This window comes from Citrobacter sp. VF227, assembly GCF_052950715.1.
On sequence record NZ_JBRFVF010000001.1, the window covers coordinates 521,249 to 546,532 of the forward strand.

A 25,284-nucleotide genomic window follows, 5' to 3' on the forward strand; every position below is an offset into this window, starting at 1 on the left:
ATCCCCTGTTTCAATCCACATTATTGGGTTACTCTTTTAGTTACAAACTGCGATGACAGTTGTAAGGAGACCCTGTATGGCTATGTACAAAAATATGCTGGTCGTCATCGATCCAAACCAGGACGATCAACCAGCATTAAGGCGAGCTGTTTATCTGCATCAACGGATTGGTGGCAAAATTAAGGCCTTTTTGCCGATCTATGACTTTTCCTATGAGATGACTACGCTGCTGTCGCCCGATGAACGTACGGCAATGCGTCAGGGAGTTATCAGCCAACGAACGGCATGGATACGTGAACAAGCGAAATACTATATCGAAGCAGGGATCCCTCTTGAGATAAAAGTGGTCTGGCACAACCGTCCCTTTGAAGCCATCATCCAGGAAGTTATCAGTGCTCAGCATGACCTGGTCCTCAAAATGGCGCACCAACACGACCGCCTCGAAGCCGTAATTTTCACCCCCACAGACTGGCATTTATTGCGTAAATGTCCAAGCCCGGTATGGATGGTCAAAGACCAGCCATGGCCTGAAGGGGGTAAAGCTCTGGTTGCGGTCAACCTCGCCAGTGAAGAGGCTTATCACAACGCGCTCAATGAAAAACTGGTCAAAGAGACGCTGCAACTGGCAGAACAGGTTAACCATACCGAAGTACATCTGGTGGGGGCCTATCCCGTGACGCCAATCAACATCGCGATTGAACTGCCTGAGTTTGACCCCAGTGTTTACAACGATGCGATCCGCGGACAGCACCTGCTGGCGATGAAGGCGTTACGTCAGAAATTCAGTATCGATGAGAAAATGACGCATGTTGAAAAAGGTTTACCTGAAGAAGTTATTCCTGATTTAGCCGAGCACTTGCAGGCAGGTATTGTCGTGCTGGGTACCGTCGGTCGTACCGGTATTTCGGCCGCGTTCCTTGGTAACACCGCGGAACAGGTTATCGATCACCTACGCTGCGACCTGTTGGTTATCAAGCCGGATGAGTATCAAACACCTGTTGAACTGGACGACGAAGAAGACGACTAACCGCGCAACACATGCCGGATGACGATATCATCCGGCATTTCAACACCTAGTGCTGCTCCTCACCGCCGAGGAAATAAATACCAAGCGGGATAGCCAACAAAATCGTAAACACCATACTGTAGACACAAATCATTGCAGATTGAATGGCGTACATTGAGGCGGTCCAGTCGGATAGCGGAATGTCATACTGTTCAATAACGCCGCCGATCGTCGCTCGCGTCACGACCGACGCTGCGATAATAAACACCCCAAGCAGGCACAACAGAAACTTCCGCCCCTTTGCTGTCTTCAGCTTAGCCATGATCATAGTACTGTCCTTTTGCAGATGAAAACTTTGTTACTTTGCGCTAACAATACCATGACATCAACTGACTGTCTGCTACATAAACCATACACAGGGTTGACGCCAGCGCGATTTCGCCGAAAATAGCGCTAATTGCATTATTTTTCTATCCTGGAGAATAATGCTCTGATCGCCTGAACTGAGTAAAATATTCAAGGATTAGGATATCAGATGATATTTCGCTAACACGGAGCTGCCTGGAAGAATCATGATCGCTGAACTGTTTATAAATAACGCGTTTAATTTGACAGTAATTCTCAGCTGCTGTGCCGCACTGATCCTGATGAGTGTCTGGTATCATCGAGGAGAGCGACGCTGCAAAGGATTCATATTTCATGCCGCGCAATTTTTTATCTATGCCGTTATCATTGGGACGTTTGGCAGTATTGCCAATAACATTATCGAAAGTTACAGCCTGAAATTTATCTCCTCCAGCGTGGTCGATTTTATCTGCACCTCGTTGATTGCGCTGATCCTGACCACCAAACTCTTTTTGATGATTAATCAGTTTGAAAAAACGCAGATTAATAAAGGCAGAGATATCACCAGTGCGAGGATCCTGTCGCGTATCATTAAGATTACTATCGTGGTCGCTATCATTTTGCTGTACGGCGAGCATTTCGGCATGAGCTTATCCGGCCTGTTAACCTTCGGCGGTATTGGCGGCATCGCTGTAGGTATGGCGGGTAAAGACGTTCTGAGCAATTTTTTCTCTGGCATTATGCTCTATTTCGACAGACCGTTTAGCATCGGCGACTGGATCCGCTCCCCGGACCGTAATATTGAAGGCACGGTAACAGAAATCGGCTGGCGAATGACCAAAATAAAAACCTTCGATCATCGCCCGCTATATGTACCAAACTCGGTTTTCTCTTCCATCAGCGTAGAGAACCCGGGGAGGATGACTAACCGACGCATCAAAACGGTGATCGGGTTACGATATGAGGATGCTGATAAAGTCGGTAACGTTGTTGAATCAGTCAGACAAATGTTGCAAAACCATCCTGGAATAGACCAGAAACAAACTCTGTTGGTTTATTTTAATGAATTTGCTGATTCATCATTGAATATCATGGTGTATTGCTTCACGAAAACCACCGTCTGGCAGGAGTGGCTCGCAGTACAACAAGACGTTTATTTGAAAATTATTTCGATAGTCCAGGCAAACGGCGCCGACTTTGCATTCCCCAGCCAGACGCTGTATATGGAGAACTCCACCACACAAGCGTCTGCCAATTAAAATGATGATACGGATCCTGCACCAAATTTTTTAAGGGATTAGGCTACTATCTCAATTAAATTTCCATCAGGATCCTGTATCACTGCTTCGTAATATCCGTCACCAGTAGTACGTGGGTCAGAGACTAATATCCCCTGTTCTTTTGCCAGTGTTGCCATAGCATCAACATTTTCTCTCCCCCCCACTGACATGGCGAGATGCACCCATCCTGAAGTGTTATTGTCAGGAGTTCGTTGTGTCAATCCAGGCTTCGTCATTAACTCAATCGCAATATCCTCACCAATAGTGACAAAATAAGATTCAAATCCAGGATTGGTTTTACTGCAGTATTTTTCGTTGATCTTTGCGTCAAAAAACGTAACCCAGAACTGCGCTTGCTGTTCAAGATCCCGTGTCCATAACGCCATATGCGCAACTTTCATAGCGAACCTCTCTCATAATATCTACTACAGGACGCCCCTTTAAGGGGTGTTGACATCGTGAACCATAATGCACGATTATGCTTGTTATTGCTCGATGTTTATTTTTTCTGGAGTACACATGCTCGATTACGCCGCATTTCCGGAACAGCGCCAGGCGCTCATTTATCAGATCCTGCAGGAAAACGGCAGGGTCATCTGTTCCGAACTCGCCAGCAGGTTGGGCGTTTCAGAACACACAATCCGCCGCGACCTGCATGAGCTGAGTAAAGATGGCGTATGTAAAAAAGTCTATGGCGGCGCAGTCATTGCCCTCCCTGAATCCGAAGACATCAGCGTGCGTAAGCGTATTAATGTGGCGAAAAAGAGCAATATCGCGCAGAGATGCGCCCGACTGGTTAAATCAGGAAGCTGCATTTTTATCGATACGGGCAGTACCAATATGGCAATGGCTGAAGCCCTGCCCGCCGAGCTGGCGCTAACCGTGGTGACAAATTCACCGGAGATTGCCGCCGTTTTACTAAAAAAACCGCTGTTTGACGTCATTATACTGGGCGGTGCAGTACAGCGATCTTCAGGAGGATGTGTGGGGGCCGCCGCTATTGCACAGGTGCAGGGTATTTTATTCGATCAGGGATTTATTGGCGGTTGTGCAATGTCGCCTGAACCTGGCTTAACGGGATTTGATTACGCGGATTGTGAGTTCAAAAAAGCAGTGATCAAGCAGTGCAATGAAACTATCGTCGCGCTGACAGCGGAGAAGATCCCGGCTGTCGCCCGTTATGTCGTCACCGAAAGCAGCAATATCGATGTGATTGTTGTCGAGGATAATATTAGCAAAGAGTATGCCACGGCTTTCCAGGCGCACGATATTCGTATTTATACCGTATAACATCTGTACTACAGTTCTTTCTTTATGGCTCGCTGAAAACTCACCGTGCTAAAGAGCGCCCCGGGCGTCAGCGCAGTGATCGTTGACAGGTGATCCAGACGAATTGTTTGCTGGTCTTCATCGTGCTCCACCAGCAGAAATTCTTCTTTATCCGTTGTGGTACACGTCGTCAACGCTTTGGCATCAAAACATCTGCTATCCGTTAGCTCAATGCGTAACCAATAGTGGTACAGGCAAGCGATTTCCAGATAATCATGAAGATCGCAATCTATCGGATAATATTTTTCCGTCGCTTTCATCACTCCACCTTGCCTTGTCTGTTCGGGAAATGGCTAACACCACGTCCCGAACGTGCCTGCAATATTAGTGTTTCAAAATATACATTGTGCGACTGTATGCCACATCTTCAGGGTTAGTAATCGGATACCCTTTCAGCCACGGTTTGATTAAACGCCCGTTGGTATACTGATAGATAGGCGCAATAGGTGCCTGTTCCATCAGAATTTTCTCTGCCGTATTATAATCCGCATTCCGCGCCTTCTCGGTATTTTCCAACGTAGCCTGAGTTAATACTTTATCGTATGCCGGATTATTAAAGCGGGAGATATTGCCCGTATGGGTCGATGTTAATAGCGACAGGAACGTCGAAGGCTCATTGTAGTCCCCCACCCAGGAAGCGCGGATCACATCAAAATTGCCGGTATTACGGCTGTCAATATAGGTTTTCCACTCCTGATTCTGCAGTTTTACGTCAACGCCGAGATTCTTCTTCCACATAGAAGCCACAGCGATAGCAATCTTTTGGTGGTTTTCAGAGGTGTTGTACAGCAGCGTCAGTTTCAGCGGCTTCTGAGGACCATAGCCTGCTGCACGCAACAGCGTTTTCGCCTGAGCATTCAACTCTTCCTGACTCATTTGCTCAAACGGCGAAGGTTCAGGTACAAATCCTGCCGTAACATCCGGCGTAAAATGCCAGGCGGGTTTTTCACCAGTCCCCAATACTTTCTCCGCCATCAAACGACGATCGATCGTCATGCTGAGCGCCAGACGCACGCGGGAATCAGCAGTCGGTCCCTTCTGGGTATTGAAGGCATAATAGTAAGTGCCAAGCTGAGGCGGGGTATAAACCTGGCCCGGAATATCCTTCAACAGTTTCTGATACATGTTTTTCGGAAAGGATTCAGTGATATCAATATCACCCGCAAGGTAGCGCTTGGTGGCTGCCGACTCCTGATTAATTGGCAGAAAGGTCACTTTTTGCAGCACCGTTTTGGCGTTATCCCAATAATGCGTGTTTGGCACAACTTCCAGTTTTTCGTTCACGACGCGATCTTTGAGCACATAAGCGCCGTTACCAATCAGATTGCCGGGTTTGGTCCACTCTTTGCCGCTCTCAACATTGGCTTTCTGTACCGGATAAAACGCAAAACTCGCCGTCAGATTGGCAAACCAGGGCAGTGGTTTATCCAGTTGAACCTTCAACGTACGCGCATCAATCGCGCTAACGCCAAGCTTATCCGGCGTGGCTTTTCCATCGATGATGGCCTGTGCATTGTTAATGCCTGCCAGCGCAGCAAACCAGGCAAACGGCGACAGCGTTTTCGGATCAACCAGACGCTGCCAGCTATAGACAAAATCCTGTGCCGTTACCGGCGTACCATCAGCCCATTGCGCATTGTCGCGTAGCGTAAACGTCCAGATACGGTTATCGTTGCTTTTCCACTGGGTGGCAACGCCAGGCACAATCTCGCCCTTCTCATTCTGGTTGACCAGTCCTTCAAATAAATCACGGATAACCTGGATTTCAGGAAGCCCGACGGCCTTTGCCGGATCCAGTGACGCCGGTTCATCTTTTATATGACGCACCAGTTCTTGTTTCTCTGCCAGTACCGTTCCGCTGGGAACATCAGCAGCCCAGGATAATGAAATGCTGCTAACTAACAGCGCACAACAGGTTACTGAAACAGAATGCTGCATAAGATACCCTCAATTCCGGCTACTAAGTGAATGTGTAATTATTTGTATCGCCAGCAGGAAATGCAATTAACTTCCGACAAGAAAGTGATATTACACCTGAAAAGATAAGTGTGTGAAAACGATTTGATTATCCATACATTTTGCACAACACTGCGAGTAACTATCCCAGCATTCAGAGATGACTATGACCGTTACCCGCCCCCGTGCCGAGCGCGGCGCATTTCCGCCAGGAACCGAACATTACGGACGTTCATTGCTCGGCGCACCGCTGATCTGGTTTCCCGCAATGGCTGCCGATCGTGAAAGCGGTCTGATACTGGCAGGAACGCACGGCGACGAGAACTCATCGGTCGTCACCCTTTCCTGCGCACTGCGTACGCTTAACCCTTCCTTACGACGTCATCATGTCGTGCTGGCGGTTAACCCTGACGGTTGTCAGCTCGGACTGCGTGCCAATGCGAACGGCGTGGATCTTAACCGTAACTTTCCCGCTGCAAACTGGAAAGCGGGCGAAACGGTATATCGCTGGAACAGCAGCGCAGAAGAGCGTGATGTGGTGTTGTTGACCGGCGAAAAGCCGGGCTCAGAACCAGAAACCCAGGCGCTGTGTCAGCTTATTCACCGAATTCACCCAGCGTGGGTAGTTTCTTTTCACGATCCGCTGGCCTGTATTGAAGATCCCAGGCGCAGCGAATTAGGCGTGTGGCTGGCGCAGTCGTTTGAATTGCCGCTTGTAACCAGCGTAGGTTATGAAACGCCCGGCTCTTTTGGAAGCTGGTGCGCAGACCTGAACTTACACTGTATCACCGCCGAATTCCCCCCTATTTCATCAGATGAAGCGAGCGAGAAATATCTGCTGGCCATGTCCAATCTCCTGCGCTGGCACCCTAGAGATGAAGCTGTCCGGTCGTAAAATGCAAGGCTGGTTCCGCATCGGTTGCAAGCCAGGTTGGGCCATCAAGATCGGCAAAACTAACCAGTGGCGTAAGGGGTAACGCCGCGCTAATCGCCCGGGAGGTACACAGCATACAGCCCAGCATTAGCGCAAATCCTTGCTCTCGTGCTTCAGTTGCCAGCGCGAGCGCTTCCGTCAGGCCACCGGTTTTGTCGAGTTTGATATTGACCATTTCATAGCGTCCATGCAACGCTTTCAGACTGCTACGGGTGTGGCAGCTTTCATCTGCGCAGATGGGCAGCGGATGCACAAAATTTTCCAGTGCGGCATCGTCCTGTGCCGGCAGTGGCTGCTCCAGCATCGCAACCCCTAAATCAGCCAGCAGTTGACAGCGAGCCGCCAGGCCTTCTGCCCGCCAGGACTCATTAGCGTCGACAATAATCGTGGCATCGGGTACAGCGGCACGAATGGCAACCATCCGCTCGCTAATTAAGCGCTCATCCAGTTTCACTTTCAGCAGTTTTGCGCCATTACCCCATAGCGCAGCCGCGCTCGCCGCCATTTGCTCCGGCGTGCCAATCACCACGGTTTGCGCCGTCGTCACTATCTCAGCCAGTTTACTTCCTGCTAATTCTGCCAGCGACTGCTGCTGTTGACGCGCACTCAAATCCCACAACGCGCAGTCCACGGCATTACGCGCCGCTCCCGCTGGCAGCAGTTTTTGCAGATCTTCACGCGTCAGTCCGTTTTCCAGTTGTGGCGCAATGCTCATAATTTGCGCCAGCACAGAGGCATCGCTTTCGCCGTAGCGTGGGTACGGCGTACACTCGCCAATACCTGTGACGCCGTTTTCTGCCACTTCGACCACCACCACATGCGCTTCAGTTCGACTCCCACGGGCAATGACAAAGGGAGTGTGCAGCGGCCAGGCTTCCTCATATACCTTAACTGTTCTCATTTGTTTTCCTTAATACAGTCCCTGAAGCGGATATCCGCAAATAGCGTTTGCCGTGTTAACTGTTGATGGCATAAACTAGCCTCGACGTTAACTATATGTAAACAGGAAGATAACCATGTCACAAACCGTTCATTTCCAGGGCAACCCGGTTGCAGTTGCCGGCTCTATTCCTCAGACTGGAAGCAAAGCTCAGGCTTTTACCCTTGTGGCTAAAGACCTGTCTGACGTTACGCTGGGCCAGTTCGCAGGCAAGCGCAAAGTGCTGAATATTTTCCCAAGCATCGATACCGGCGTTTGCGCGGCATCGGTACGTAAGTTTAACCAACTGGCGACAGAAATCGACAATACCGTCGTACTGTGCATCTCAGCCGACCTGCCATTCGCCCATTCTCGCTTTTGCGGCGCGGAAGGTCTGAGCAACGTTATCACGCTGTCCACCCTGCGGAATGCAGAATTCCTGAAAAACTACGGCGTTGAAATCGCTGAAGGTCCGCTGAAAGGCCTGGCCGCACGCGCCGTGGTTGTTATCGATGAAAATGACAACGTCGTTTTCAGCCAACTGGTCAATGAAATCACCAACGAGCCAGACTACACCGCTGCGCTGGACGTTCTGAAAGCTTAAGCCAGCCTACATACAAAAATGCCTCCGGATGGAGGCATTTTCATTTATGGCATTACTCTTCGCTTTTTTTCTGCTGACTCAGTCCATACTCTCGCAATTTGTTAGCAATCGCGGTATGCGAAACACCGAGGCGTTTGGCGAGTTTGCGCGTGCTGGGATAATTCATATAAAGCTGCGTCAGCACTGAGCGTTCAAAGCGGCTGGTAATTTCATCCAGCGATCCTTCCATCACTTCTTCTCCGACCGCTACCGTAGCCGCATCATAATCCGGCAGTAAAATATCCTGCGGACGCAACTCATAGCCTTCAAGCTGGGTCAGCGCCCGATAGATAGCATTTTTAAGCTGGCGCACGTTACCCGGCCAACCATAGCGGGTTAACACCGTGCTAAGATCGGCGGACAACTTCGGACGCGGTACGCCCTGCTCGTCGGCAAAACGTGCCACAAACAGTTCGGTAAGCGGCATAATATCTTGCGGGCAATCGCGCAGCGGCGGCAGGTTTAGCGTCAGTACATTCAGACGATAATAGAGATCTTCACGGAAAAGCCCTTTTTGCACCAGCTCCACAAGGTTCTTTTGCGTCGCGCAAATCACGCGAACATCAACATGAACTTCATGATCTTCTCCCACGCGACGGAACGTGCCGTCATTGAGAAAACGCAGCAGTTTGGTCTGCATACGCGGCGACATTTCGCCAATTTCATCCAACAGAACCGAACCGCCATTCGCCTGCTCAAAGAAGCCTTTTTTGCCTTCCGGCGCATGACCAAATAGTTCGCTTTCGACCGCATCTTCAGGAATCGATGCGCAATTGAGCGCCAGATACGGCTTCGACGCACGTGGACTCGCCAGATGGCAGGCATGGGCAAAGAGATCTTTGCCAGTGCCGGTATTACCGGTAATCAGCAGCGGCGCACTCAGCGTTGCCAGCTTACGCGCCTGTTCCACAACGTGTTTCATTTTGGCGCTGACGGCAATAATCTGGCTGAACGCGCTTAGATCTTGCGTGGTCATATTTTGCAACTGACGTCCCATCCGGAGGGTGGAACGTAGCATAACAACGGCACCGGTCAGCATCTGCTCCTGATTTTCTCCCTGCAAATGGACTGGCGTAATTTCCATCAGGAAGTTCTGTCCGTTAATCACCACATGCTCGCTATGCGAATCCTGCGGATTGCTTTCGAGCCAGCGCTGGAAATTGAACCCGTTGATTAACTGGGCCGCGGTATGATTGCGCATACGATCCTGCGTGTGAGTGAAAAGCTGACAGCTCGCAGGATTCGCCATCTCAATTTTGCTTTTCATATCCAGAGAAAGGACCGGTTCTGGTAGCGCCTCAAGCAGCGCACTCAGCGCAAGATGTTCACGCTCTGAAGGCATCCAGGGTACGGTACGTACATCCGTAACGCCAGAAATACGGCGGATTTCAGCCATCAGGCTACTGAAATTGGTGAACTCCAGTTCCGCAAAATTGAGGTAAATTCGCCCGATGGGGTCAATCTCGATACCGCGCAAATCAATGCTTCTCAGCACCAGTAAATCGAGCAATTCGCGGGTCAGACCAAGTCGGTCTTCACAAAAGACTTCCAAACGCATAGGAACCTTCACCTGGACAAGGGATTATGTATTAAATGATAAGACAGTATTGGGTTTGCAGGAAGAACTCTGTCAACAAATATTGACAGCTCGTTGGAAAAACGGGCACCTGGACGTAAAGCTGTACGATCGGTGCCCGATTATTGGCTAGCTTTCGCGCGGAGATTTATTCTTTTGTAAGGTCTCTTTCACCTGACCAATCAGTTGGCGGCGAAAATCGCCCAGTCGAGGCTTATCGTCATCGATCCACGGTAGCGGTCGGCATAGTTCCATGGCTTTGATACCCAGACGCGCCGTTAATAAGCCCGCGCTAATGCCCTGAGCGGCACGTGTCGATAAGCGGGCGGCTAAATCCTGCGACATCCAGTCCATTCCCACTTCCCGCACCAGTTCACTGGCTCCGGCAAAAGCAATATTCAGCAGCACCAGACGGAACAAGCGCAGGCGGCTGTAATAACCAAGTTCAATACCATACAGCGATGCGATGCGATTAATCAGCCGCAGATTGCGCCAGGCGATAAATGCCATATCCACTAGCGCCAGCGGGCTGACGGCAATCATCAGCGTGGACTCCGCCGCTGAACGGCTAATCTCACGCCGGGCTTGCGCATCCAGAACCGGCTGCACAAGATGCGCATACAGGCTAACTACTTCACGATCGTTCTGCGTTTCATGAATTGAGGCATACCAGCGCTGAAGCGCCGGGTGGGACTGATCGATACCCGCCTGCTGCGCCAGCTTTTCACAAAATGCGCGTCCTTTCCCGGTTCCGTGGCTGTGGAGCAGATCTCGCGCTTCATCGCGCTCGTGCGCGCGCTGGCGCAAACGCCATAACCGACGCCACTCTGTCGCAACCGACCCCACACCCGCGCCAATAATCAATGCGCCAGCAGCACATCCTCCCAGCGCAACCCAGTCCTGAGTCTGCCAGGCATTCATGGTCCACTGCACTCCCTGAGCGACAACGCTCACGCCAAACAGTGCCAGCCCACCCATCACCATCTTGCGCCACAGACTGCGTTTAGGGCGAAGGGCCGCATCAATGACGGCTTCTGCCTGACCTTCATCTTCCAGTGGTTCATCCACTGTCGCCGGAGAAAAAGTCTGCGCTTCCGTTTCGTTAAACATCTGCTGTGCTTTAAACGCCGCATTTTGTTCCACATCCAGCGGACCTGAGAAATCGATACGCGGTTTTAATGGCTCGCTCATCGCAATTTATCTCCTATTAAAAACTCCAGCGCGGCATCAAGACGGATATGCGGTAAGGGCTTATCGACATCCATCACCTGCGGGCGAAATGCCTCAAACTGGAAACCCTGGCTGTCCCAAAACGCTTGTCCAGGTAAACGTGCGGGTACTTCACCAGGATAGACCGTCAGCGGTTCGCCATCGCTCAGGCGATTACCACGCAGCGCGGGGATCTTCTCACCCTTCACATCGATCAGGCCGCTGGTGGTTGCCTGCACCGATGCCAGACCCAGACAATCCATGCTGATGCCTTCGAATGCGGCGTTTTGCCAGGCATCCTGGATCAACTGCTGCAATAGCGACACCATATTAGCGTGCTGATCGACGGTGACATGGTCCGCTTTGGTGGCGGCAAACAGCAGTTTGTCGATCACCGGTGAAAACAGCCGACGAAACAGCGTGCGCTGTCCGTAATGGAAGCTTTGCATCAGTTGGGTCAGCGCCAGACGCATGTCGTTAAACGCCTGTGGCCCGCTGTTGAGCGGTTGCAGGCAATCAACTAGCACAATCTGACGGTCAAAGCGCAGGAAGTGATTCTTATAAAATCCCTTCACGACTTTTTCACAGTAGTAATTAAATCTGTCGCGCAGCATACCCGCATTGGTGTGCTTATCTGCCTGCGCCAGCTTCGATTCTCCCCAGGCATCAACGTCCGGCCACGGGAAAAACTGCAACGCAGGCGCGCCCGCCATATCTCCTGGCAGGACAAAACGGCCCGGCTGAATAAAGTGCAGCCCCTGCTGCTTGCATTGATGCAGATACTCCGTCCAGGCAGCAGCGATTTCTGCGAGGCGGTTTTCATCAGCAGGTGCCAGTGGATCAAGCCCGTGGCTTAACTGCCGCCATTTTGCCGACCATTCACCACGCTGCCCTTGTAATAATCCGGTCATTTGACGCGACCAGCTCAAATAGTCCTGTGCCAGCATCGGTAAATCAAGCAGCCACTCTCCCGGATAATCGACGATTTCCAGATACAGCGTGGAGGTGTCTTTAAAGTGGCGCAGTAACGAGTCATTGGACTTGTAGCGCAGCGCCAGGCGTATTTCACTCACACCACGTGTCGGTGTTGGCCAGGTCGGCGGAGAGCCATACAGCTGAGCCAATCCTTCATCATAGGTAAAGCGCGGAATGCCAAAGTCGCGTTGTGGAACCCGCTTAACGCCGAGCAGACGCTCTTCGCGTACGCAACTGAGCAACGGCAGACGCGCACCAGCATGAATATTGAGTAGCTGGTTTACCATCGCGGTGATAAATGCTGTCTTACCGCTACGGCTAAGTCCGGTGACAGCCAGCCGCAAATGCCGGTCTACGCCGCGATTAACCAGCGAATTGAGTTCATTTTTAAGTCGCTTCATCGCCATCCCGTTTTGCTGAAGGAACCGAATAAATTATAACAAACAGGAAGTAAAGATAGGGGTCAATTCTTACTTATCAACTACCTGAGCGATATCAGGCGGTATAATTCTTACCGCCTGTAGCAGAAGAAATGCGAGCGGTTTACTTATTTTCTACTTTTGGCAGCGCAATCTGATTGATGCCACCTTCGTTAGTCACCTGCGTGTAGCCCATTTCAGTCAGCATGTCCTTCGCCTGCCCTGATTGACGCCCGGAGTTGCAGTAGAGCTTCACGGTATCGTTCTTATCAGGAACTTCAGTTACGATACGCGCCTTGAGCTCTTTTAACGGGATGTTGACAGCCCCCTGAATATGCTGCTGTTGATACTGTTCAGGAACGCGAACATCAACCCAGTGCTCGGCAGCATAAACCGGCATGCCGATGACCAGTGCCAACGCGAATACGCTTTTCTTCAACATAATATCTTCCTGGCTGATAGTTGGATTTAACCCCTACACTATACGCCAGTTCTTAAGAAAATATTGCGATCGTATTATCACCGTCTGCGTCCGTGGACGATTGTTCATCAGCACACACATAGTGCGGTTAGCCTTTTGAGTTTTCTAACCGTATTCCGAGATTGTTGTCATTCGCCAATTAACTCCATAATATGTCCGCCATTGACTCTCGGACGGAGCCTGGGAACTATGTCTCCTACCATTTATGATATTGCACGAGCCGCTGGCGTATCAAAATCCACGGTATCGCGCGTGCTTAATAAGCAAACCAACATCTCGCCAGAAGCGCTTGAAAAAGTGCAGCGCGCTATTGATGAGTTACAGTATCAGCCCAATAAACTTGCCCGCGCCCTCACCTCTTCCGGGTTTGATGCAATAATGGTGATATCTACCCGTTCTGCAAAAACAACCGCCGGGAATCCGTTTTTCTCTGAAGTGCTGCATGCAATTACAGCTAAGGCTGAAGAGGTCGGTTTTGATGTCATATTACAGACGTCGCGAAGCACTGAAGATGACTTGCAAAAATGCGAGAGCAAAATTAAGCAGAAATTGATCAAAGGGATCATTATGCTGAGTTCTCCCGCCGATGAATCATTTTTTGCAAGGCTGGATAAATACAATGTTCCGGTCGTAGTTATTGGTAAAGTCGAAGGTGACTATTCCAATGTTTATTCTGTAGATACCGATAACTATCGCGACAGTATTACGTTAACCAATGCACTAATTGAGAGTGGACACCGCAATATAGCCTGTTTACATGCACCGCTTGACGTTCATGTTTCTATTGATCGCGTTAATGGTTATAAAGCCAGTCTTGAAGCGCATAATATCAAAATGCATGACGAGTGGGTTATTGACGGGGGATATACCCATGAAACCGCCCTGCTCGCATCACGAAAACTACTAAGCCAACAGCCGTTACCCGACGCTGTATTTGCCACCGACAGCTTAAAGTTAATGAGTTTATATCGCGTAGCGGCCGAGCAAAACATTACTATCCCGCAACAACTTGCCGTTGTCGGTTACAGTAATGAACTGCTGTCTTTTATGCTGACCCCAGTTCCTGGCGGAATTGATGTACCCACCCAACAACTGGGTGAGCAAAGCTGCAATTTGTTATTTAAGCTGATTGCCGGTGAGAAAGGATTACAGAATATCACGGTAAGCACGCAAATATCATTGGCCGATTCACTGGTGTAAAAACTGGGGCATTATATGCCCCAGTACATTTTAGAATGCGTAATTCACACCTACACCAGCATAATGGAATCTGTCACTTTCACCTTCGTCATGATCTTCCCACTCATAAGCATATTCCAGTGACATGGATAAACCGTTCTGGAAATCATAGGCATACAATAAACCAAGACGATTAAAATCATGACCTTCGCGTTCCGGATCGTCCTGCCAGTCCCAGTTTGACCAGCGATCAAGCCCTATACGAGTATACGGTGTCAGAGTCGTATTGCCGAAAGACAGCGGCAAATAAGCACGAATTTCCTGGGTTGAGAACTCACCATTATTACGTGAATCAGCCAGATTGAAACCGCGTTCAAGATAATAGTTAACCGTTAAGCCCACCGTTTCGTTAAACGTATAATTCAGCCCAGTCTCACTCTCGACACGACTATCGGCGTAACCCGTAGTGCTCAAATCATTGACGAATTGATACATCGCCAGCCAGCCACTAAAACGCAGATCGTCGGTCAATTTAACATCCCAGTCCGGCTGAACTTTCCAACGCTGCATATTGGCGGTATCTTTTCCCGGTTCATTGACATAGTGATAACCGTAATTACGGAAACCACCGGTCAAACCGAAATTAACATCGTCGCTTTCGAGGAACTGATAACGGACTTCGAGTTCCGGGCGATCAAACCAGGTCCCACGTTTGCCCTCGCTGTAATCAACCGGTCCTTCCTGATAATAGGCCAGCGATATTTTCCACGGTCCATTGGACGCATTGAAATAGACGGACGGCTCAGCAAGTCCATCCATATCTTCGCCCTGACCTTCAACGTTTTCTATTTCGTACATAGCACCGATATTAAAGTGCCAGTCATTCTTTTCAGCAGCCTGCGCGCAGGCCATTCCTGCGCTGATTATCAGCGCAGTCGCGGACAGTAGGGTTTTCATTATTATTCCTTGTTAAAATACTCGCAAAAATGCCCCAAGGGTTGGGGGATTTTTATCCCCCCGGAATTTTATTGAATAGCCACTTCAGTTTCAGCATCAAAGAAATGGCATTTCGCCATATCAAAATGAATTGTGATGTTTTCTCCTGCGTGATAATCATTAACTGCACCGGCACGGACCACCAACTCATGCCCCCCAACAACGGTATAAAGCATAAATTCAGCGCCGGTGAGTTCTGCAACGCTAATTTTTGCCAATACACTATTTTCATTTTCAATCTGCGGATGTATATCCTCAGGGCGAATACCCAGCGTGACCGCCTGATGCTCATAGCCCTGTGCTTTTAATTTTGCCAATTTAATTTCTGGAATCGTTAACTTCAGTGTTTCAGTAACAAACTTATTTCCGTCAATCGCACCACGAATAAAGTTCATGGCCGGTGAACCAATAAAACCGGCGACAAACATATTTGCTGGGTGGTTATAAACCGTTTTTGGTGCACCAACCTGTTGAACTATGCCATCCTTCATAATCACAATACGCGTCGCCATGGTCATGGCTTCGGTTTGATCGTGGGTAACATATATCATGGTGGTATTGAGTTTCTGATGCAGTTTGCTAATTTCTGCCCGCATCTGAACGCGAAGTTTGGCATCGAGATTCGATAAGGGTTCATCCATCAGGAAAACCCCCGCCTCGCGAACAATTGCACGCCCCAGCGCCACGCGCTGACGCTGGCCACCAGATAATGCACCGGGTTTACGCTGCAGATAATCGCGAAGACCAAGGATTTGCGCCGCCCAATTGACGCGTTCCTCAATTACGGCAGGCGAAATTTTCTGCATTTTAAGGCCAAACGCCATGTTGTCATACACGGTCATGTGCGGGTACAACGCGTAGTTCTGAAAAACCATTGCTATGTTGCGTGATTTGGCCGGCACATCGTTCATCCGCTTACCGTCAATCAGTAGATCGCCACCGCTGATCTCCTCCAGACCGGCGATCATACGCAGCGTTGTTGACTTCCCACATCCGGAAGGGCCAACAAAAACAATGAATTCTTTATCTTCAATTTCCAGATTAAAGTCTTTAACGACATGCACCTGGTTATCGTATATTTTTTGGATGTGTTGCAACGAAAGCTGTGCCATGTTGAATCCTTTACTTGTCGTGTTGCCAGAAAGCCGATAAGCACGGCCACGTCAGAAATTCGGTTGCAGGAAGCTGCAAGCCTGCCTCGTTCAGCCCTGTACCGATGCCAACAGAAAGCATGCCGCAAGCATTGATCGCCTCAATTCCCGCTTGAGCATCTTCTATGCCAATACACTGCCGCGGGTCAACGCCAAGCCCCGCACAGGCTGCCAGAAAAATTTCCGGATCCGGTTTTGAGCGGGTGATCAGCGCCGCATCCGCACAAAAATCAAAATAAGAGCTAAGATCAAGCGCGTGTAAAATAGCGGGAGCATTAAGCGATACAGAAGCTAGTCCCACCGGAATCTGCTGTTCACGCAACGTCATCAACAGCTCACGAATTCCCGGTAATACTGAGTTAACCGTTAGCTGGCGCAAAGAATGGACGTAGAGTCTGTTTTTTCTCTCGGCCAATTGTGCGCAGGCTTCAGGAGAAAACGCCCCCGCTTTCCCGCCATATTGCAAAATACGCTGTAGCGATTCGCCGCGACTAATCCCTTTCAGGCTGGCATTAAATGCTTCGTCGATCTCAATTCCTATTTCATCAGCTACCTGTCGCCAGGCGAGAAAATGCAGATGTGCAGTGTCGGTAATCACGCCATCTAAATCAAAAATGATGGCCTGTGGTTTGAAGATCATTCATCGCCTCCTTCTGTGGTAGCGGTCCCATGCGTAGGCGAAATGATGCCGCTATTGCTGAATACGGTCTCTCCTTGCAACGAGACTTTTTCGCCATTGACCCAAAGGGTAATCTGCTCAGTGCTGTGAATACGGATTTCGGCATCATTGATAGTTATCTGCAGAGTGGAGCCCTGCCAACGCAGCGGAAAAGAGAGCCTCTGCCAGTGAGCAGGTAATACTGGCGCAAGATGTAACTCCCCGTAACGCACGTTCACACCAGCAAATCCCTGGATTGCCCCCAGCCAGATGGCCCCCGTCGCTGCTGCATGAATACCGTCATCGCAGCTATGTGGTGCCTCTCCGAGATCGATCAGCGATCCTTCTCGCCAGAACCGATACCCCTGAGCCAAATCACCACAACGCGCAGCCACAATCCCATGGATCGCCTTACTCAAAGAGGAGTCATGAATTGTGCGCGGCTCGTAAAAACGCAGATTTGCCAGACACGTTTGCAGACTAAATTGCTCTGGCAACATGTAGGTCAGCATCACGACATCGGCCTGTTTGAGAATTTGCATCTCATTGACTTCCGCGCGGGAGTAATCGAGCAAAATCGTCTGCTTGCCCGCCTGGGCTTTGTACTGCGACAGATCGATAGCCGGTTTGCGCAGGAACGTATCATCCTGAGGCAGCACGCCATCGGGCTGCACTTCCGGTCGCCACAGATGCTGTAAAAAATGTTCTGCACGATAAATAAACGTTTCATCGCTATACCCGAATCTACGGGCAAAACCCAGCGCCTGCTCTACGTTGTACCAGGCCATGTAGTTGGTGAACGCATTGTTGTTCACATGCTCAGTGTATTCATCCGGGCCAATCACATCGTGGATCTCTAAACGACCATTAATCATGACAGCCCTGCTAATCCAGAACTTCGCCGTTTCCATCAGCAGCGTCATGCCCTCACGTGTCATGAAGTTTAGATCCCCGGTGGCATGCCAGTAATGGATTACCGCCCAGGCCACATCCGCCACGAGGTGATGTTCAGCCTGTGCGGAGGCCACTTTTTGCCGCAACCCGGTACGAATGTTGATCGCCGCGAATTCAGGCGTTTCCTCATCACCGCTGCGAGCGCTCTCCCACGGGAACAGCGCGCCCTGCCAACCGTTGCGACGGGCTTTCTCACGCGCCCCCGGCAGATTATGCCAGCGGTAACGCAATAGACTTCTCGCGGTTTTCGGTTCGGTAAACAGGTGAAATGGTAACAAAAAGACCTCAGTATCCCAGAAGATATGCCCTTTATACCCTTCGCCCGTCAGACCTTTGGCCGCGATACTGCTGCGCTCATCGTGGTCTGGGGTCATCACACGCAGATGATAGAGCGCATAGTCCAGTGCCTGCTGATCGCTGATATCAGTACTGGTAATCTGAACACGACGGCTTTGCCACCAGGCATGCCAGTTGGTGCTCGACTCAGCCAACAGAGCGTCATATCCCTGTTGCGCGCATTCTTCAATGTTACGCAGCGACTGGCGTCCCCAGGTCTCAAGCGACAGGTTGCGTTCGCTCGTCCAGTCAACCCAACTCATTTTCGTCAGCGTGACGCGCTGCCCGGCTTGCGCCTGCACGGTGTTGTGTTGTAATAAGCGACGTTCTTTCGCAGTGAAGCAACGCTGCGCTGCGCCATCTACATCGCAATATGTGGCGATAGCGATGTCATTACGATTATCCTGGGTGGTGTAAATCCCTTGCATAAGATGCTGTCCAAAGACCCGGACCTGCGTTTCATCCAGATGCTGGCGACCATGATTGGTGATCGTGGCATCAATACCGGTCGAGATACCAATGCAGGCATCGGCATCCAGAGGCGTAATGACGATTTCCATCGCCAACAATGGCAGTTTCTGGGCCGAGGCAAAACGCCGGCTCTCAATGGCAAAACGCGCCCCATCAGATGCACACCAGATAAGCTCACGGCGAACTTCCCCGCAGGAAAAATCCAGTTCACGATGCCAGCTTTCAATCACGCCGCTGGTTAGCGAGAAAATCTCGCCATTAAGCGTGATCTCCACTCCGACTACATCGGGTAGATTAACCAGTTCATTAATTTCGCCTTTACCTGCCCGGTGATAAAGACCTGCAAGGTACATACCGCGCGTCTGTAAAGTGTAAGCTTCCTCGTGGCTGGCGCGGATCCCCATATAGCCATTACCGATCGTCATAAGTGACGCATATTTATTCAGATTGTGTGGGCAAAAAACTGGTTCAGTTAAATTTACTGGCTTCGTCATAAGTCTACATAGGTCCCTGTTTCAGCCGATTGATACAGTGCGGCAACCAGTTGTTGAATAACGACGCCCTGCTCTGCATCAGCAATAGTGACAGGCTCGCCCTGGACATGGTTAACGAAGGCTTCCATGCTGCGATAATGACGGTTGTCATCAGCCATCTCGCGCGCAAGCAGCACGTCAAGCGTACCATCACGGTCGGTGTAAACCTGGGCCGGGAATAACGTCGCCCCCGCCAAATCGCCGCAGAAATTAACGTTCATAATCGATTGTTCAGGAATATTCAGCGCGAAAGAGGTTTCCAGGCGCAGGATACCGCCGTTATGAAATTCAATCGTGCCGAACAAAGAATCCTCCACGGTATATGTAGTGGGATCCCATTTCCCAAACTGCCCACTGTTTTTACGCGTGCCAATACGTTGAAAGCTGTGCGCGTTAACACGCTTTACCGCCGGGAACCCCAGCACATACATGGCGGCATCCAACATATGAATACCGAGATCAATTAGCGGTCCACCGCCCTGCAGTTCTTCATTGGTAAATACCCCCCAGCCAGGCACGCCACAGCGGCGCAAAGCGCGAACATTAGTGATATAGATTTCACCCAACACGCCTGTCATCACCTGTTCACGAAGCAGTTGTGTATCCAGCGCAAAACGATGATGAAAATCATAAGCCAGCACTTTTCCCACCCGACGCGCCGTTTTACACATTTCCAACGCCTCGTCTGGCGTCATTGCCGGAGGTTTCTCGCACATCACATGGCATCCAGCGTTCAATGCCAACATGGTGTGTTCATAATGAAAGCGATTAGGCGAGCAAATGCTGACGATATCTGGCTTAGCTTCACGTAACATCGTCTCTGGATCGTCCCAAACCTTCGGATTCCCGTATTTCTCTGCAAACAGCCGCGCCTGTGCCAGGCGGCTGTCACAGACAGCCACCAGTTCCAGATCGTTGCGGGTGCAGTAGTACGAAGCATGAACTTTATCCGCCACCTGCCCGGCGCCGATAATGGCGACACGAAGCGGAGAGCTTGTCAGTGCACTTTTCACGGAAATCCTCTTAGCAGGTACGCAGCCAGGCCAGTGACTGACGATACGCTTCCGGCAGATTCTCTGCTCGTACGCGCCCTTCGTACACAACGTAACCCTGATAATTATCTTCACGTAACTGGTCAAACAGTGCAGTGAAATCCAGCGTACCGCTTCCCGGCTGATAACGATGGTTATCCGCAATATGGACGTGACCCAGCAGATCGCGATTGTCATGTAGCGCCTGTGCCATATCGTCTTCTTCGATATTCATATGGTAAAAATCACCAATGATTTGCACATGCTTCAGATTATTTTCCACGATATAGCGACGGGCATCCGCCAGAGTGTTGATCATATGATCCTGATAGCGGTTGAGCGGCTCCAGATACACCACCGTCCCCGTACGCCCGGCAACGTTATCGAGGTAAATCAATGAATCACTGACGGCTTTACGATCGCCCGCAAGGCTACGCGGTGAGGTCATCGGCGGTAAGCGGAAGGTAAACATGCCCCATGCAGCCGGGACAATAATGCCTTGCCCACCGACTTCGGCCAGTGCTTCGAGAATGTGAGTGATCTGCTGTAAACCGTTCAAGCGACGCTCTTCGATAAAATCACCAATCCAGCCGTCATAACCTCCACAGGCAGTGGTGACGGGAAGACCCGTTTCTTTGATCGCCGCTTTTACTTCCGCAAGGTTATTAACCAGCGATTTGCCGTCAATTTCAAAACCGTCAAACCCCATCTCTTTGATGTAACGGAATTTCTCGAGAATATTTTCCGGAAAAAAAGCCTGATTCTGTGTTCCAATTTTCATCTTCTGCATTCCTTAATTAAAACGTCACACCCATTTTGATGCTCTTTTCCGGATGGCGATCGACATACTGCATATAGCTTTCCGGGCTGCTGGCAAAAGTCACAACCGGGTCGATCAGTTCTTCACAGTTCAGGTAACCGTTCATCAACAGTTCCCAACAGGTTTCCTCGATGCGCTTGCGGCTCCAGCGCGGATAATCTGGATTCGGTTCACTGCAGGCGCGGGAGAAGACAATTTTGGCGTTGTTAAAGTGCGCTTCACGGCCCAGGTTGAAGCCTTCTGCAAAAGGCTTGGCAAAAGCGACATAGGAAATGGTTCCACCATAGGCCAGACCGCGTAACGCCGACTGCAACGCATCCGCATAGCCGCTGGTTTCGATGATCACATCCGCGCCCTGCTTGCCGGTCAGCGTTTTAATCTCTTTACCTACGTCGGTACCGATCGGGTTCAGGCAGAAGTCCGCGCCATGACGGCGAGCGATATCACAGCGATGTTCAATAGGATCTACGCCGATCACTACCGACGCGCCCGCTTTTTTGGCCAGTTGCACGGCAATCTGGCCAATTGCGCCTAAGCCCACGACGACCACAAAGTCACCAACGCGCACATTGGCGTCGCGCACACCGCTCATGGCGAACTGGGCCGGGTCATAGCAGACGGCGTTTTTCCACGAGCTGCCCTGCGGCATTTTACGCAGCTTATAGTTATTCACCGCGTTGATGATGACTGTTTCCGACAGCGGACCGTAGCCGCAAACTGAATCGCCAACGGCGTATTCGGTCACATCGCTGCCACACTCAATAACATCGCCCACCACCATATTGCCAAGCTGGAATTTACCGAATTCGATCCCGCGCGGTGCCCCTTCCGGACGCGGCATAAACATTTGCCATTCACCGTTAAAATCTTCGTCAATAAACGGGCTGGCTGCGCGAAAATCGACCACTTCCGTGCCATGTTTCGGCGCGCCAAATTTAACGCGAACTTTAACTTCATTGGCGGATACCGCTCTGTCTTCATATTCCACCAGCGCTGCAACGCGCGGTTCTGTGGCAACTAACTTCTTCATTTACAACTCCTTAATTAAACTGGCCGCTTAACCTTTCACGCCGCCAGCGGTCAAACCACTTTTAATAAAACGTTCGGAAAGCGCATACATAATGACCACCGGCAATGCAGTGACTAACGATGCAGCCATCATGCGTCCCCAGATATAGTCAGGTGTACTGAACAGCGCGTTCAGACCGACCGGTAAGGTAAAATTGCTGGCGCTGGAAAGGAAAATCGAAGCAAACAGGTAGTCATTCCACGCCACCATAAAGCAGTACACAAAGACCGAAACCAGACCAGACATTGCCAACGGCACGGTAATACGAAAGATGATCTGCAGACGGTTCAACCCATCCATCATCGCGGCCTCTTCTATCTCATCCGGAATGGTGTCGAAGTAGCTTTTCAGCATGAATACCGCTGTCGGCAACGTCTGGGTAACCATAGTGATAATTAGCGCCATTTCAGTATCATAGATGCCAAGAGCCGTAATGATTTTGAATAGCGGCACTACCAGCAGGATCCCTGAAAACATGTACACCGTGTAAAAGCTGGCATTGATGGTCATCCGTCCCTTAAAACGCAGGCGAGAAAGCGCATACGCGCCAAGCACGCCGAGAAACACCGCCACCACAGAAGAAATGACCGATACCACCAGGCTATTACGGAAGTAGTCAACAAACGGGAAAATCATCGGGTTGAAGATGTCGATGTAATGTTCCAGCGTCCATTGCTGCGGTAACAGCGTTGGATGCAGCGAGATCGCCTCTTTTGCGCTTTTAAATGAAGTCATCAGCATCACAAAAAATGGAAATAACGTGATGCCCAGGAAGACAATTAATCCACAGTAAAAGCCAATGCGGCCAAGCGTGCGCTTATTTGTTGCCATTGAGGTTCACCCGTTTTCTGGTCAGCAGGATAACAGCGAAAATGATGACGAAGAGGACAACAGAGATCGCGGCCGCTTTACCTAAGTCATTAAATGCAAACGCTGTTTTATAGAGATAGACCCCGAGAATATCGACTTTCGTGGTCAGCAGATAAACATCGGCGAACATGTAGAACATCCAGATCGTGCGCAGCGTCACCACGGTCGCCAGCACGGGCATAATCGCTGGTAACGTGACGATACGAAACCGTTGCCAGGCGTTCGCGCCATCCATTTCCGCTGCCTCATATAACGATTTATCGATAGTCTGCAAAATCGCCAGAAACGAAATAAAGGCATACGGAAAATAGCGCCAGATAGCGAACAGTACGACCAGCGCAAAGCTGCTACCGGGATTGTCGAACCACAGCGGCGCCTGATCGTAAAGATGCAACAGATCCACGCCGAGGTAGTTCACAATGCCGTAGCCGTTGTTGAACATGTATTTCCAGGCAAACACCAGCGATATTGATGGCGTTACGTAAGAGAGGATGACCAGTGAGCGCGCCGTTTTCCGCAGACGAAACTCACGGTTAAAGAACATCGCCACGCCCAGTCCCAGTATCGTGCTCCCTGCCACGACCAGCGCGGTATACCAGACCGTCATCCACAGTGAATGCCAGAATCCAGGATCGGATAAGATACGGATATAGTTGCTCAGGCCGACAAACGTTGACTCGATTTGCGGATTCAGCGGCAGACGCATAAAGCTGATTTCGATGTTAGATATCATCGGCCACGCCACTAAACCGCCCAGCAACAGCAAGCTAGGGGCCAGCAGCAGCATGGCGAATGGCATATCGGATCGGCCTGAAAAGAACTTATTCATCACGGCTTTCCATTTCCCCATTAGCGCTGTTCAATAAGGTCATCCAGTTTTGTCTGGCTTGCTTTGATAGTCGATGAAAGGTCAGCTTTGCCTACCGTCACGTTGTGCACCATGGTACTCACGACACCCGAGCCGGTTACGTCGCCCATGCGGGTAAAGTTCTTATCACCCACGGCGCCAAAGACCTGAATATTTGGCAGTTCGGCAATCAGTTGATCGGGTAATTCACCCAGCGCTTTGATGACAGTGTTATCTTTCCATGTCGGGGTATTCACCACCGCTTTGTTGACCGGCAGCGCGGCCCCTGGCGACATCATGACCCAGTCCGCAATGTTGTCGGCCTGTTCCATAAAGATGACAAATTTCTCTGCTGCTTCTGTTTCTTCAGATTTTTGGCCCGCGGTAATGGTTAGCGACGTCAACATGCCGTAAACAGCGGAAGTTTTTTCTGTCGGGACCATAAAGCCGACATTTTTAGGATCACCCTCTTTAATCACCGCCGGAAGGATATAGGTAGAGTAAATCGCCATCGGCGCCGTGCCGTTCATGAAAGCGTCTTTAACTTCCATGATGTCGTTAGAGCCCGGCATAGTGTTCATGGCAAGTTGGCGGTAATACTGCAGCGCCTGGGTCATCTCAGGCGTGTCGAGCGTTATCTTTCCCTGCCCATCAAAAACGTTGGCCTGGTTAGAAAGCGCGAACTGGGAGAATGACTGTTCGGTCAAAACGCTTTCCGCCGTAGGCAGCGCAATACCGTATTTCTTACTGCCAGGATTATTGAGCTTCTGCGCCGCTTCCAGTAGTTGCTGCCAGTCTTTGGGTTCCTGAAGTCCGGCTTTAGCCAGCACATCTTTGCGATACCAGATCCCGCCAATCCAGGCGCTGACCGGAACTCCGGTCCATGCAGTTCCGTCTTCAGTGCGCACTATACGCAGAACGCCATCATAAAAAGCATCTTCACCTACGCCGTTGATGACTTGCGCCACCGCTTTACGATCGATAAGGGATTCTTTATCCATAACTTTCGCGTAGTCATGGCTGGTTTCAATCACTTCAGGCAATGAACCGCTGCGCGCCAGGGTAATGACTTTGGTGTTGTAAGCATCTTCTTCCACTGGAACCTGTTTGACACTGATGCCCGGGTTCTCTTTTTCAAAACGCTCAATCAGTTTCGCAATAACCGCCTGACGCTCCTGCTCTACAGAGGAGTGCATAAATTCAATCGCGACAGAGGACTTTTTATCATCCTTGCACCCGGAAACCAGGGCGCAGGAAACCAGTGCTGAAATCAGCACAATTTTAGCTTTAAACATGA

25 protein-coding genes are annotated in these 25,284 nt (G+C 50.4%); 6 read left to right on the forward strand and 19 right to left on the reverse strand.

Features of this window, described 5'->3' with window-relative positions; translation table 11 throughout:
* The first annotated feature begins 76 nt into the window (after positions 1–76).
* Positions 77–1,027 (forward strand): universal stress protein UspE, encoded by a 951-nt coding sequence (gene uspE, locus ACU8YC_RS02600; RefSeq protein ID WP_151219325.1) that lies wholly within the window; start codon positions 77–79, stop codon positions 1,025–1,027.
* A gap of 46 nt (positions 1,028–1,073) precedes the next feature.
* On the opposite strand, the gene ACU8YC_RS02605 is transcribed toward uspE, so the two are convergent.
* Positions 1,074–1,334: a DUF2534 family protein gene (locus ACU8YC_RS02605; protein WP_003020403.1), complete on the reverse strand. Its 261-nt coding sequence runs from the start codon at positions 1,332–1,334 to the stop codon at positions 1,074–1,076.
* A 244-nt stretch (positions 1,335–1,578) separates the two neighbouring features.
* Here ACU8YC_RS02605 and ACU8YC_RS02610 point away from each other — a divergent pair, with 244 nt between their 5' ends.
* Positions 1,579–2,610 carry a mechanosensitive ion channel family protein gene (locus ACU8YC_RS02610; RefSeq protein ID WP_187252360.1) on the forward strand — a complete coding sequence of 344 codons (1,032 nt, stop codon included), beginning with the start codon at positions 1,579–1,581 and terminating at the stop codon, positions 2,608–2,610.
* A gap of 38 nt (positions 2,611–2,648) precedes the next feature.
* On the opposite strand, the gene ACU8YC_RS02615 is transcribed toward ACU8YC_RS02610, so the two are convergent.
* Positions 2,649–3,032, reverse strand: coding sequence for a VOC family protein (locus ACU8YC_RS02615; protein ID WP_151219326.1), 384 nt, complete (start codon positions 3,030–3,032; stop codon positions 2,649–2,651).
* 118 nt (positions 3,033–3,150) lie between these two features.
* Here ACU8YC_RS02615 and ACU8YC_RS02620 point away from each other — a divergent pair, with 118 nt between their 5' ends.
* Positions 3,151–3,921, forward strand: a complete 771-nt coding sequence (locus tag ACU8YC_RS02620) for a DeoR/GlpR family DNA-binding transcription regulator (RefSeq protein WP_151219327.1) — start codon at positions 3,151–3,153, stop codon at positions 3,919–3,921.
* 8 nt (positions 3,922–3,929) lie between these two features.
* On the opposite strand, the gene ACU8YC_RS02625 is transcribed toward ACU8YC_RS02620, so the two are convergent.
* Both ACU8YC_RS02625 and mppA read right to left on the reverse strand, forming a co-directional pair.
* Positions 3,930–4,220, reverse strand: a complete 291-nt coding sequence (locus ACU8YC_RS02625; protein WP_187252359.1) for a Rho-binding antiterminator — start codon at positions 4,218–4,220, stop codon at positions 3,930–3,932.
* Between the two features lie 64 nt (positions 4,221–4,284).
* Complete coding sequence (mppA, locus tag ACU8YC_RS02630; RefSeq protein WP_151225502.1) at positions 4,285–5,898, reverse strand: murein tripeptide ABC transporter substrate-binding protein MppA; 1,614 nt, start codon at positions 5,896–5,898, stop codon at positions 4,285–4,287.
* 184 nt (positions 5,899–6,082) lie between these two features.
* Here mppA and mpaA point away from each other — a divergent pair, with 184 nt between their 5' ends.
* Entirely contained in the window at positions 6,083–6,811 is a 729-nt protein-coding gene (mpaA, locus tag ACU8YC_RS02635; RefSeq protein WP_252838816.1) for a murein tripeptide amidase MpaA, read from the forward strand.
* On the opposite strand, the gene ycjG is transcribed toward mpaA, so the two are convergent.
* Positions 6,786–7,751 carry an L-Ala-D/L-Glu epimerase gene (ycjG, locus tag ACU8YC_RS02640; RefSeq protein WP_151219329.1) on the reverse strand — a complete coding sequence of 322 codons (966 nt, stop codon included), beginning with the start codon at positions 7,749–7,751 and terminating at the stop codon, positions 6,786–6,788. The two genes, mpaA and ycjG, sit on opposite strands and share 26 nt — an antisense overlap.
* A gap of 115 nt (positions 7,752–7,866) precedes the next feature.
* On the opposite strand from ycjG, the gene tpx reads away from it, so the two are divergent.
* Positions 7,867–8,373: a thiol peroxidase gene (gene tpx, locus ACU8YC_RS02645; RefSeq protein ID WP_151219330.1), complete on the forward strand. Its 507-nt coding sequence runs from the start codon at positions 7,867–7,869 to the stop codon at positions 8,371–8,373.
* Between the two features lie 52 nt (positions 8,374–8,425).
* Here the strand turns inward: tpx and tyrR are convergent, their stop codons facing one another.
* The 4 genes from tyrR to pspE all read right to left on the reverse strand — a co-directional run bounded on the left by tyrR (position 8,426) and on the right by pspE (position 13,033).
* Positions 8,426–9,970 (reverse strand): transcriptional regulator TyrR, encoded by a 1,545-nt coding sequence (tyrR, locus tag ACU8YC_RS02650; RefSeq protein ID WP_187252357.1) that lies wholly within the window; start codon positions 9,968–9,970, stop codon positions 8,426–8,428.
* A gap of 147 nt (positions 9,971–10,117) precedes the next feature.
* Entirely contained in the window at positions 10,118–11,179 is a 1,062-nt protein-coding gene (locus ACU8YC_RS02655; RefSeq protein WP_446894986.1) for a TIGR01620 family protein, read from the reverse strand.
* Positions 11,176–12,573, reverse strand: a complete 1,398-nt coding sequence (locus tag ACU8YC_RS02660) for a YcjX family GTP-binding protein (RefSeq protein WP_151219333.1) — start codon at positions 12,571–12,573, stop codon at positions 11,176–11,178. Before ACU8YC_RS02660 ends, ACU8YC_RS02655 begins: the two co-directional genes overlap by 4 nt.
* 142 nt (positions 12,574–12,715) lie before the next feature.
* Positions 12,716–13,033, reverse strand: a complete 318-nt coding sequence (pspE, locus tag ACU8YC_RS02665; RefSeq protein WP_446894987.1) for a thiosulfate sulfurtransferase PspE — start codon at positions 13,031–13,033, stop codon at positions 12,716–12,718.
* A gap of 228 nt (positions 13,034–13,261) precedes the next feature.
* Between pspE and ACU8YC_RS02670 the strand changes: the two genes are divergently transcribed.
* Complete coding sequence (locus tag ACU8YC_RS02670) at positions 13,262–14,272, forward strand: LacI family DNA-binding transcriptional regulator (RefSeq protein ID WP_187252355.1); 1,011 nt, start codon at positions 13,262–13,264, stop codon at positions 14,270–14,272.
* Between the two features lie 30 nt (positions 14,273–14,302).
* Here ACU8YC_RS02670 and ACU8YC_RS02675 read toward each other — a convergent pair whose 3' ends face one another.
* The 10 genes from ACU8YC_RS02675 to ACU8YC_RS02720 all read right to left on the reverse strand — a co-directional run bounded on the left by ACU8YC_RS02675 (position 14,303) and on the right by ACU8YC_RS02720 (position 25,282).
* Positions 14,303–15,208, reverse strand: coding sequence for an OmpG family monomeric porin (locus ACU8YC_RS02675; RefSeq protein WP_151219336.1), 906 nt, complete (start codon positions 15,206–15,208; stop codon positions 14,303–14,305).
* A gap of 68 nt (positions 15,209–15,276) precedes the next feature.
* Positions 15,277–16,359, reverse strand: coding sequence for an ABC transporter ATP-binding protein (locus tag ACU8YC_RS02680; protein WP_151225504.1), 1,083 nt, complete (start codon positions 16,357–16,359; stop codon positions 15,277–15,279).
* A gap of 10 nt (positions 16,360–16,369) precedes the next feature.
* Complete coding sequence (gene pgmB / locus ACU8YC_RS02685) at positions 16,370–17,038, reverse strand: beta-phosphoglucomutase (RefSeq protein WP_151219338.1); 669 nt, start codon at positions 17,036–17,038, stop codon at positions 16,370–16,372.
* Positions 17,035–19,311, reverse strand: coding sequence for a glycoside hydrolase family 65 protein (locus ACU8YC_RS02690; protein ID WP_446894988.1), 2,277 nt, complete (start codon positions 19,309–19,311; stop codon positions 17,035–17,037). Before ACU8YC_RS02690 ends, pgmB begins: the two co-directional genes overlap by 4 nt.
* A complete protein-coding gene (locus ACU8YC_RS02695; protein ID WP_446894989.1) occupies positions 19,308–20,363 on the reverse strand; it encodes a Gfo/Idh/MocA family protein in 1,056 nt (351 codons plus the stop codon). Before ACU8YC_RS02695 ends, ACU8YC_RS02690 begins: the two co-directional genes overlap by 4 nt.
* Before the next feature lie 10 nt (positions 20,364–20,373).
* Entirely contained in the window at positions 20,374–21,162 is a 789-nt protein-coding gene (locus ACU8YC_RS02700) for a sugar phosphate isomerase/epimerase family protein (protein WP_151219340.1), read from the reverse strand.
* A gap of 16 nt (positions 21,163–21,178) precedes the next feature.
* Positions 21,179–22,231: a zinc-dependent alcohol dehydrogenase gene (locus ACU8YC_RS02705; RefSeq protein WP_252838820.1), complete on the reverse strand. Its 1,053-nt coding sequence runs from the start codon at positions 22,229–22,231 to the stop codon at positions 21,179–21,181.
* Positions 22,232–22,258: 27 nt separating this feature from the next.
* Positions 22,259–23,101 carry a carbohydrate ABC transporter permease gene (locus ACU8YC_RS02710; RefSeq protein WP_414077911.1) on the reverse strand — a complete coding sequence of 281 codons (843 nt, stop codon included), beginning with the start codon at positions 23,099–23,101 and terminating at the stop codon, positions 22,259–22,261.
* Positions 23,088–23,969, reverse strand: coding sequence for a carbohydrate ABC transporter permease (locus ACU8YC_RS02715; RefSeq protein WP_151219342.1), 882 nt, complete (start codon positions 23,967–23,969; stop codon positions 23,088–23,090). The genes ACU8YC_RS02710 and ACU8YC_RS02715 overlap by 14 nt, the downstream gene beginning before the upstream one ends.
* Before the next feature lie 20 nt (positions 23,970–23,989).
* Complete coding sequence (locus ACU8YC_RS02720) at positions 23,990–25,282, reverse strand: ABC transporter substrate-binding protein (protein ID WP_187252351.1); 1,293 nt, start codon at positions 25,280–25,282, stop codon at positions 23,990–23,992.
* Positions 25,283–25,284: the final 2 nt, after the last annotated feature.

Bases quoted from the DNA above. Each gene is read 5' to 3' on its own strand.
- uspE (WP_151219325.1), top strand. From the start codon at position 77: ATGGCTATGTACAAAAATATGCTGGTCGTCATCGATCCAAACCAGGAC.
- ACU8YC_RS02605 (WP_003020403.1), bottom strand. From the start codon at position 1,334: ATGATCATGGCTAAGCTGAAGACAGCAAAGGGGCGGAAGTTTCTGTTG.
- ACU8YC_RS02610 (WP_187252360.1), top strand. From the start codon at position 1,579: ATGATCGCTGAACTGTTTATAAATAACGCGTTTAATTTGACAGTAATT.
- ACU8YC_RS02615 (WP_151219326.1), bottom strand. From the start codon at position 3,032: ATGAAAGTTGCGCATATGGCGTTATGGACACGGGATCTTGAACAGCAA.
- ACU8YC_RS02620 (WP_151219327.1), top strand. From the start codon at position 3,151: ATGCTCGATTACGCCGCATTTCCGGAACAGCGCCAGGCGCTCATTTAT.
- ACU8YC_RS02625 (WP_187252359.1), bottom strand. From the start codon at position 4,220: ATGAAAGCGACGGAAAAATATTATCCGATAGATTGCGATCTTCATGAT.
- mppA (WP_151225502.1), bottom strand. From the start codon at position 5,898: ATGCAGCATTCTGTTTCAGTAACCTGTTGTGCGCTGTTAGTTAGCAGC.
- mpaA (WP_252838816.1), top strand. From the start codon at position 6,083: ATGACCGTTACCCGCCCCCGTGCCGAGCGCGGCGCATTTCCGCCAGGA.
- ycjG (WP_151219329.1), bottom strand. From the start codon at position 7,751: ATGAGAACAGTTAAGGTATATGAGGAAGCCTGGCCGCTGCACACTCCC.
- tpx (WP_151219330.1), top strand. From the start codon at position 7,867: ATGTCACAAACCGTTCATTTCCAGGGCAACCCGGTTGCAGTTGCCGGC.
- tyrR (WP_187252357.1), bottom strand. From the start codon at position 9,970: ATGCGTTTGGAAGTCTTTTGTGAAGACCGACTTGGTCTGACCCGCGAA.
- ACU8YC_RS02655 (WP_446894986.1), bottom strand. From the start codon at position 11,179: ATGAGCGAGCCATTAAAACCGCGTATCGATTTCTCAGGTCCGCTGGAT.
- ACU8YC_RS02660 (WP_151219333.1), bottom strand. From the start codon at position 12,573: ATGAAGCGACTTAAAAATGAACTCAATTCGCTGGTTAATCGCGGCGTA.
- pspE (WP_446894987.1), bottom strand. From the start codon at position 13,033: ATGTTGAAGAAAAGCGTATTCGCGTTGGCACTGGTCATCGGCATGCCG.
- ACU8YC_RS02670 (WP_187252355.1), top strand. From the start codon at position 13,262: ATGTCTCCTACCATTTATGATATTGCACGAGCCGCTGGCGTATCAAAA.
- ACU8YC_RS02675 (WP_151219336.1), bottom strand. From the start codon at position 15,208: ATGAAAACCCTACTGTCCGCGACTGCGCTGATAATCAGCGCAGGAATG.
- ACU8YC_RS02680 (WP_151225504.1), bottom strand. From the start codon at position 16,359: ATGGCACAGCTTTCGTTGCAACACATCCAAAAAATATACGATAACCAG.
- pgmB (WP_151219338.1), bottom strand. From the start codon at position 17,038: ATGATCTTCAAACCACAGGCCATCATTTTTGATTTAGATGGCGTGATT.
- ACU8YC_RS02690 (WP_446894988.1), bottom strand. From the start codon at position 19,311: ATGACGAAGCCAGTAAATTTAACTGAACCAGTTTTTTGCCCACACAAT.
- ACU8YC_RS02700 (WP_151219340.1), bottom strand. From the start codon at position 21,162: ATGAAAATTGGAACACAGAATCAGGCTTTTTTTCCGGAAAATATTCTC.
- ACU8YC_RS02705 (WP_252838820.1), bottom strand. From the start codon at position 22,231: ATGAAGAAGTTAGTTGCCACAGAACCGCGCGTTGCAGCGCTGGTGGAA.
- ACU8YC_RS02710 (WP_414077911.1), bottom strand. From the start codon at position 23,101: ATGGCAACAAATAAGCGCACGCTTGGCCGCATTGGCTTTTACTGTGGA.
- ACU8YC_RS02715 (WP_151219342.1), bottom strand. From the start codon at position 23,969: ATGAATAAGTTCTTTTCAGGCCGATCCGATATGCCATTCGCCATGCTG.
- ACU8YC_RS02720 (WP_187252351.1), bottom strand. From the start codon at position 25,282: ATGTTTAAAGCTAAAATTGTGCTGATTTCAGCACTGGTTTCCTGCGCC.